Origin of the sequence: Rhodococcus sp. CX, from assembly GCF_015865005.1 — a bacterium.
In the GTDB taxonomy this organism is placed as follows: Bacteria; Actinomycetota; Actinomycetes; order Mycobacteriales; family Mycobacteriaceae; genus Rhodococcus.
On record NZ_JADZGH010000221.1, the window covers coordinates 30,205 to 36,366 of the forward strand.

Sequence of the window (6,162 nt, forward strand, 5' to 3'; positions counted from 1 at the left end):
GAGGAGGCCCTGAATGATGTCCGACGAGCACACGTTCGACTCGCCCGCGCTGCGCCGCGAGCGCATCGACCGCCAGGTGCGGCAGTGGTGCGATCGCGCCCGCATCGACGGCCGGCACGCGCCGCTGAGCGACGCCGCAGCCCTGTGCCTGGCCGCCGGGCACCTCGACGAGGAAACCCGCGAGATCCTCGCGGTCCGACGCCGCACGGGCCGGCCCCTGCCCACCCTCGACGGCTTCGGAGACCTGCGCCGGCTCACCGACGAACACGCGCGCATCGCGTCGCGCGCTGCGGAACTGCGCCCCGGCGCGCCGCACACCGCGCGTTCGTGCACTCCCCGGCGCACTATGCGCAGGGCGTCCGGGCCGTGCGCCGCGACCGCCGCGACGGCGTGCACCTCGATCCGGCGCAGCGCGACGCGCTGTTCGCCGCGCTGCAGCGCACCCCCGTACCGGTGTCGGTGCCGGTCACCGCCCAGGCGCGCGGCGCCGTGCTCGGCGTCGCCGTCGAGCGGGTCGCCCGCTGGTCCGAAGGCACCCCCGCCGAAGCTGTGGGTCGCCGGGCCGCCGACGCGTTGTCCCGCCGGGTTCCCGAGGACGACGATCGATTCGTCGACCGTTACGACACACTTCTCTTTCTCGCGGGCAGCCTCTACGACCGCATCGAAATGTCTGCTGCGTGGAACTCCGAGCAACTCGTCGTCCAACGCGCACAACTGGATCTGGCCGACGAACTCACCCAGATCGCCGTCGACACCGTCGCCCTGCGCGGGCTGCTCGCGGAACTCGCCGACGCGGCACGTAGCGCGCCGGCCGCGCGCGCCGGGCTCGAGGCGAGGGCGACAGCGCTGGAGGCGGTGTGGGATCAGCTCGTCGACCGCGTCGCGGCGCTCGCGCGCATCGGTGATCTGCTCACCACGGCGGAGGAGCAGTTGCGTCACGACCGGATCGCCGAACGTACCGCCAGCCTGGACGAGCGCATCGACCGCCTCATCGGACGTTCGGGAGCTCGTGAATTGTCCGCGGAGAACACGCATTTCGTGGGGGATCAGGTCGACGCCGCGGCCGGCTCCATCCGGTCCCTGCAGGCAGCCCTGCGTGGCGACATCGCAGTGCTCACCGCGAGGGAGCGGCCTCCGGTCTGACCGCCCGTGGATTTGCTCCGGTCCGGGTGATAGCTTTCTCGCCGTCGTGGTGGGGGGCGAGTGACAGGAGTTACCGGAGTGGCGTCGTGCTGGGCGCGGAAGCTGACGATTCTGGGGCTGGCTGCCGCGGTGGCGGCGACGGGAGCGGCCTGCGGCGGCGGTCCGAACACCGTCGAGATCGTGGAGGACCCGGTCCTCGAAACCGCCTTCGAAAAGGTTCTGGCGGACGGAGAATCCCGCACACTCGGTGAGGTCGCCGAAGCCGCGGGCATCAGCGGATGGGACCGCATGTACTACTTCCGTGTGCCGCTGCTGATGAGCGAGGTGAACCGCAGCATCGGCACCGAGAGCACGCTCTGGGAGAACCTGCCCACCGCCGGCGCGGACGGCGTCATCATCTCCCTGTCCGGAAACTCCGTCGTGCGAGCGGTCCTCGACCATGCCCCGAGCCTCGACCTGCACGGCTACGCCACCGCCGATTCGGCCGTGACCGCTGCGCCCGGTGGGGCGCGCGGCACGATCGCTGTCGAAGCCAAGGGCAGATAGCGCGGTCAGAAGACGCGCAGGCCCAGGCGCCGACGGGTGCGCATGTCCACGAGGTAGGCCTTCCACAGCAGCGGCCACACGTGCGGGGTCACCCGGTGGAGTCGGCGGACCGCCCGGAGGTAGCGGTCGAATCGCCGCTGGTCGTCGGCGGTCCAGGGGTAGTGCATGACGTCGCGGAACTCCGGCGGCAGCGCGCCGCGTGTGACCAGTTCGAACGGCGTCCCGAGCGTGCGGTGGATCGCGCGACCCACCCGGCCGAGGCGCACCTGGAGAACAGCGAGATTGCACAGTGCGGTGAGGTATTCGCGCACTTCGTCGTTCATCGAGATCTCCGCGACCCCCTCCTTCCAGAGCCTCTCGTACTCGGTGCGGGTGGTCGGCCAGGCCTCGGGGCGCACGTTCAGCGTCGTCCCGAGGGTGCTGCCGTCGAGCAGGATCCGGTGATATTCCTCCTCGGTGAGCGGGCCGTAGAGCAGTTCGTGCTGGTCGATGAAGTACTTGAGCAGGCACAGCGCCACCCACCGCTGCAGCGCGGGGGAGTTGGCGCTGTACCGCACGACGGAATCGGGCTCGGAGGTGACACGCGCGTGGATCTTCTTCACGGATTCACGGATGAAGTCGCGGTCGTCCTCGGTGCCGAACACGGCGACGGCCAGGTAGGTGCCGGTGGTGCGGGCACGTTTGACGGGGTGCAGGTCGGCCCGGCCGGAGTCGACCTTGCTGTCGACCACGCCCTGCCCGACACCGGGATGAGCGAGTTGCATGATCACGTTGGCGGCGTTGATCGAGCCGCCGAGTGGAGAGACGAGATCTCCGAGTGTGTCGATGGTGCGCATACGCCCCCTCCATCTGATTACGACCGTAGTCAGTTGCTTTCCACTGTAGTCCTACAGCGGGGTGGAGGGAATCGGCCAGAGTCCGGCGACTCTTGCCGCGGGGACCGTCGATGTAGTACTAGCGTGAGCGTGTCCGACGACACCGAACGGAAGGCGCCACGCCGTGAAAGCTGCTGTGTTCGAAGGAAACGCACCGACCCTCGTCGTCGAGGACATCCCACGCCCGGCCCCGCGCCGCGGCGAGGTTCTGGTGAAGGTCTCCGCGTGCGGGGTGTGCCACACCGACCTGCACGTACTCCGGTCGGAGGTCGCGTTCCCGGTGCCCGCGGTCCTCGGGCACGAGGTCTCGGGCACCGTCGCCGAACTCGGTGACGACGTCGAGGGACTCGCGGTCGGCGACCCGGTCGTGTGCAGCTTCATCATGCCGTGCGGCACCTGCCGTCACTGCGTGCGCGGCGCCGAGGACCTGTGCGAGAAGTTCTTCGCGTACAACCGGCTCGGCGGCACCCTCTACGACGGCGAGACGCGGCTGTCCCGCGCCGACGGCACTCCGCTGGCCATGTACTCGATGGGCGGACTCGCCGAATACTGCGTCGTTCCCGCCACCGACGTGTTCCGAGTCCCCGACGGTGTGGGCCTCGGTGAGGTGTCGATCCTCGGGTGCAGTTCGTTCACCGCGTACGGCGCGGTCGCGAACGTCGCGCAGGTTGTCGTCGGCGACCGCGTCGCGGTGATCGCGGCCGGCGGGGTCGGCTCCAGCATCGTCCAGTTCGCGAAGGCCGCCGGTGCGACGCAGATCATCGCCGTCGACGTCAGCGACGACAAACTCGACGCCGTCACGAAACTCGGAGCGACGCACACCGTGAACTCCTCGGTCACCGATCCCGTCGAGGCGATTCGCGAACTGACCGGCGGCACCGGTGTCCGCGTCGCCTTCGAAGCGCTCGGCCGCGCCGACACGTTCGCGACCGCCCTCAACGTCCTCGACGACGGCGGACGTGCCGTCGTGGTGGGTATCGCCCCGGCCGGGTCGACCGGCGAGATCGACCTCGCTCGGCTGGTGCGGCGCAAGCTCGAGATTCGCGGCTCCTACGGCGCCCGCGCCCGCACCGACATGCCGGCCCTGCTCGCGATGGTCGCCGCCGGGACGGTCCGTCCCGAGAGCGTGATCACCCGCCGCTACGGGATCGACGACGTCGACGAGGCATACCGGGCCCTCGGACGCGGGGAGATCGTGGGTCGCGCGATCATCGAGTTCCCCTGACCTGCTCGGAAGCCGCACACCCGCACCGACGTATAGTTGCCCGCGCAACGAGAGGTTCTTGCGGAGGGAGCGGGTGGTGGCGCGGGTTATCGCGACGATCAACCTGAAGGGCGGCGTCGGGAAAACCACGACGACCGCGGCACTGGCGGAGTTCATGGCCGCCGACTTCGGGCAGCGGGTGCTGCTCATCGACCTCGATCCGCAGACCAACCTGACCACCATGATGGTCGGCGAGGAACGCTGGCAGGAACTCAACGAACTCGGCTGGACCCTCGCGACACTGTTCCGCAAGGCCGTCGATCCGTCGGCGCCCGACTTCGACATCGAGAAGGCGCTGCAGCGCAACGTCTCGTCCGTCAAGACGGTCAAGGGCGTGGACCTGCTCGCATCGTCGCTCGATCTCATGGACATCCAGGAGGGACTGAGCCACCAGCAGTACGCCGATCCGGTCTCGACCCGCCCGATCGAAGTGCTGTCCTCCGCGATCGCCCCGATCGCCAACGGCTACGACTACATCCTCGTGGACTGCCCGCCGAACCTCGGTATGCTCACCCTCAACGGCCTGCGGCTCGCCGACGGATACATCATCCCGACGATCCCGGACATCTTGTCCACCTACGGAATTCCGCAACTCCAGTCCCGCGTGAAGAAGTTCGCCGAGCGGGTCGGTCATCCGATCAAGGAGATCGGGCTGGTCATCACCAAGTACCGCAGCGCGTCGAATCTGCACCGCAGCACGATCGAGCGACTGCAGCGCGACGAGAAGACCGCCAATGTCGCACCGTCGTGGATCCCGGAGGCCACGCAGATCGCGCAGTCCGCGGACTTCGTGCCGTACGGCACGCTCAAGCGCAAGTACGGCAACAGCGGACAGTACGACGCACTGCGTATGCTCACCGAGGACGTGCTCATGAATGCGCAGGTAATGCTGTGACCGACATCGACCGAAACGAGGCCCGACTACGCCTGCAACTCGGGGAGGCCGGTGCGGCCCTGCTGCGCCTGAGCGAGAGCACACCGGCCGTGGCGACCGCGTTGATCAAGCTCGTCCAGGTCGTCGCCGACGAGGCCGCGCGCACACCGAGATTCGCGAAGGCACTCTCCGGTGTCCTTGCGGCAGCGGCAGAACCGGCGAGCCCCCAGCCGGCGCCGGTCGCGGCGACGCCGGTCGACAAGCAACCGGCCGAGAGGAAACCGGTTGCGCGGCGCGGCAAGCGGTCCCCGGGCCCGTTCGACCCGTTCGCGGTGTACCGCACCGACGGTGAGGACGGACTGCGCGCGCGGCTGGCTCCTCTGGAACTCGAGCAGCTCAAGGACATCGTCGCCGAACACAACATGGACTACGACCGGCTCGCGATGCGGTGGCGCACAGCGTCGAAGCTGCACGACCGGATCGTCGAACGCGTCAAGGCTGCGTGGACAAAGGGCGACGCGTTCCGCTGAACGGCTGACTCACCGCGAGCCGCGTTTGCGCCACTCGATCGCCGGGCACGTATCCATGACCATCGGGACACCCGCCGCGATCGTCCGGTCGAACGCGTCCTCGTCCACGACGCCGAGCTGGAACCACACGGCCTTCGCGCCGACGTCCACCGCCTGGTCCGCGAACTCGCCGGCAGCCTCCGAACGCCGGAACACGTCGACGACGTCGATCGGGAACGGGACGTCCGCGAGGGTCGCGTAGCCCTGCTCGCCGAGGACCGTCGGCGCCGACGGGTGAATCGGCACGATTCGCTTACCGCGCGACTGCAACAACTCCGCGATCTCGTACGCGGTCCGGCTCGGATCACCCGACAACCCGACGACGGCCCACGTGTCGCACTCGTCGAGCATGAACTCGACGGCATCGGGGTCCTGCCACGAACTGGTCATGGCGGCAAAAATACTAGGGACTCGCCACCGCTGTCCCCGGTATGCACAGCGGCGGCGCGATCGGAATGCAGAACGGATCCGAAGGCGATGGGTTGGCCGGACCGTCGGTGAATGCGGCGGTCACGTCGGACGAAAGCTGCTCGGCCGAACCGTAGGTCGACGCGGCGACCACGAAATCCGGTCCGAACGACGCCGACGCGTGCGCGGAACTGCGATCGTCCGTCCACCCCCACTTGGTGCCGACCACTCCCGGCAACCGCGCGGTACCGAAGTTCTGGGCGGTTCCGTCCGCCGCCCGATCATTGGCCGACGACATCGCCGCGAGCACCGGTGATCCGGGGTCGGTCCGAATCTTCGTATCCAGATAGGTGACCATGTCGTAGGTCGAGGTCGTCGCGGTTCCCCAGTATCCGGAGGCGTAGGAGTCGACGAGCCCGAACTCGGCGATCGTCGCCGCGATCGCGCCCGGGTACTTCGAGGCCAGTCGCTCGGCGATCCCGT

Annotated in this window: 6 protein-coding genes and 2 pseudogenes; 5 read left to right on the forward strand and 3 right to left on the reverse strand. The window is 68.7% G+C overall.

Annotation, left to right across the window (positions count from 1 at the left end):
- Window positions 1-13 precede the first annotated feature (13 nt).
- Window positions 14-1,143, forward strand: a pseudogene (locus tag I0Q12_RS24440) (hypothetical protein).
- Window positions 1,144-1,203: 60 nt separating this feature from the next.
- Window positions 1,204-1,689 (forward strand): hypothetical protein, encoded by a 486-nt coding sequence (locus I0Q12_RS24445; RefSeq protein WP_307846493.1) that lies wholly within the window; start codon window positions 1,204-1,206, stop codon window positions 1,687-1,689.
- A 5-nt stretch (window positions 1,690-1,694) separates the two neighbouring features.
- Here I0Q12_RS24445 and I0Q12_RS24450 read toward each other — a convergent pair whose 3' ends face one another.
- Complete coding sequence (locus I0Q12_RS24450; protein WP_197255565.1) at window positions 1,695-2,525, reverse strand: oxygenase MpaB family protein; 831 nt, start codon at window positions 2,523-2,525, stop codon at window positions 1,695-1,697.
- Between the two features lie 163 nt (window positions 2,526-2,688).
- Between I0Q12_RS24450 and I0Q12_RS24455 the strand changes: the two genes are divergently transcribed.
- The 3 genes from I0Q12_RS24455 to I0Q12_RS24465 all read left to right on the forward strand — a co-directional run bounded on the left by I0Q12_RS24455 (window position 2,689) and on the right by I0Q12_RS24465 (window position 5,232).
- Window positions 2,689-3,789 carry a zinc-binding dehydrogenase gene (locus tag I0Q12_RS24455; RefSeq protein ID WP_197255566.1) on the forward strand — a complete coding sequence of 367 codons (1,101 nt, stop codon included), beginning with the start codon at window positions 2,689-2,691 and terminating at the stop codon, window positions 3,787-3,789.
- A gap of 76 nt (window positions 3,790-3,865) precedes the next feature.
- Window positions 3,866-4,723 (forward strand): ParA family protein, encoded by an 858-nt coding sequence (locus I0Q12_RS24460; protein WP_197255567.1) that lies wholly within the window; start codon window positions 3,866-3,868, stop codon window positions 4,721-4,723.
- A complete protein-coding gene (locus I0Q12_RS24465; protein WP_197255568.1) occupies window positions 4,720-5,232 on the forward strand; it encodes a hypothetical protein in 513 nt (170 codons plus the stop codon). Before I0Q12_RS24460 ends, I0Q12_RS24465 begins: the two co-directional genes overlap by 4 nt.
- 9 nt (window positions 5,233-5,241) lie before the next feature.
- Here I0Q12_RS24465 and I0Q12_RS24470 read toward each other — a convergent pair whose 3' ends face one another.
- A complete protein-coding gene (locus I0Q12_RS24470) occupies window positions 5,242-5,661 on the reverse strand; it encodes a CoA-binding protein (protein WP_197255569.1) in 420 nt (139 codons plus the stop codon).
- A 13-nt stretch (window positions 5,662-5,674) separates the two neighbouring features.
- Window positions 5,675-6,162, reverse strand: a pseudogene (locus I0Q12_RS24475) (hypothetical protein); the annotation flags it as partial.